1 protein-coding gene is annotated in these 1,676 nt (G+C 38.7%); it reads right to left on the reverse strand.

What is annotated here, in order from left to right; translation table 11 throughout:
- Positions 1–25: 25 nt before the first annotated feature.
- Complete coding sequence (locus tag CI597_RS17435) at positions 26–1,627, reverse strand: transposase (RefSeq protein ID WP_024729443.1); 1,602 nt, start codon at positions 1,625–1,627, stop codon at positions 26–28.
- Between the last annotated feature and the right edge of the window lie 49 nt (positions 1,628–1,676).

A 1,676-nucleotide genomic window follows, 5' to 3' on the forward strand; every position in this document is an offset into this window, starting at 1 on the left:
GTGAGCTTGATGTTTTGAGTATTAATTATGCTATCTCTTTTTCAGAGGCACAATAAACCAAGCTATTTTCATAATCCAATAGCTTTTGAAAATTCAAAGCTGCGACTTTGAATCCGAAATGCAGACGAGTCTGTTTTTTGCCATGTGTTGGGATTTTGTCGGCATGATATTTTCTGCGAAGCAGTGAAGGTAATGATTCTACTCCATTTCGGAAATGTGCATACTGCTTGAATTCTTCTGTTTTCATAAAACGAAGTTGTTTTGCTCGATTGACTGCTTTCCAAGACAGTTCTTTTAACGCATTGTTTTGGCGTAAACGTGGTTTGCATTCTGCCAGGTATGGACAGTCTGCACAGTCACATTTTTTAAACAACGCATCACAACGGTCATTGTGCTCATCATAGCGGAACTGATATGGCTTTTTATGATTGATACACTCCAACAGTTCATGCCCATCTTCGCTAAAAATAAACTCTGCAAAAATATCAGCCGGTTTTCTCCCGGTAAAATTCGTAGTGATAAGTCGGATTCTATGTTTAGCAGCTTCGGCAACATTAACCTCACTGCCGTAAGCACCATCGGCAATCAGTAATACTTCCTGTTTATATATCGGTTCCTTGGCTAAATGATCCTTCATGAATTGGCTGTCTCCGTATATGTTTTGTTCGTACGCATAATCGGTGATCAGGCTTTTGTTTTCCCCTACGGTTTCTGTGAGATTTGCTACGTATCCTAAATGTTTACCTCCTGCTTTTTTTCGGAAAGTGGCTTCCGGATCAGATGGATTTAACAACACTTTTGATGGATCCTCTTTTTCCTTTTTTTCACGCAACCTGCGGGTCCCATCGTCATTGAAGATGGTTTGTTCTTTGAGTAAACGTATCAACAGCTGATATTCGCTGGTATCATCAAAATCTCCTTCGCAGAGTTCCAGAAGTTTTTCGGCATCATGCATTACAACAATTGTTCTTTCGTTAGCATCTAGTTTACGCTGGTGATAGATAAACGCATTGTAATCATCCTTTTCCACATAATGTTTTTGCTTTTCTGGAAGAGTAACCCCTCTGCTAACCATAACTTTTGCTAAATTTGCAGTACAAGTATAGAAAAGCTCTAATAGTGAAAGATTCCGGATATTTGCCGCGATCATCATACTGTCCATTCTCTGCATAGAAGGGGTAAGCCCCATAAATTCAGATATTTCTTTTGATAAAGAGGTAACACATATATGAATCAGGTCAATACCGGTTTCTGTTTCATAAGCAAGGCATCTTGCACGAAATCTACTCAGAGTTCTGTCGCTCAAGGGCTGTTCTTCAAAACTAGTAGTATGAAGAGCATGCTGATACCGTATATCAAACATTAGAGCCTGAACAAGTTCATCATCACTATCACCAAGTGCTTCTTTGAGAATCAATGCACCAACGATGACATTTACGGGAGTATTTGGACGAGAAGCTTTACTACTATACAATACAGAAAATATATCTTCGTTTATGGCAGGAAAAATCCTATCCGAAAAAGTCTTTGCCCATGATTTTTCAAGAAACCTACGTTCTCTTTCTGTCAGGTTAAATGTGCTGTCAGTCAACGACATTTGTTGACTATTATTTGATACAAAAGCCATGCGAATCACCTCGATATTTGATATTTATATTTTACCAAATGTTCGGATG

The sequence above is a fragment of the Anaerostipes hominis (ex Lee et al. 2021) genome, from assembly GCF_002270485.1.
GTDB lineage: Bacteria > Bacillota > Clostridia > Lachnospirales > Lachnospiraceae > Anaerostipes > Anaerostipes hominis.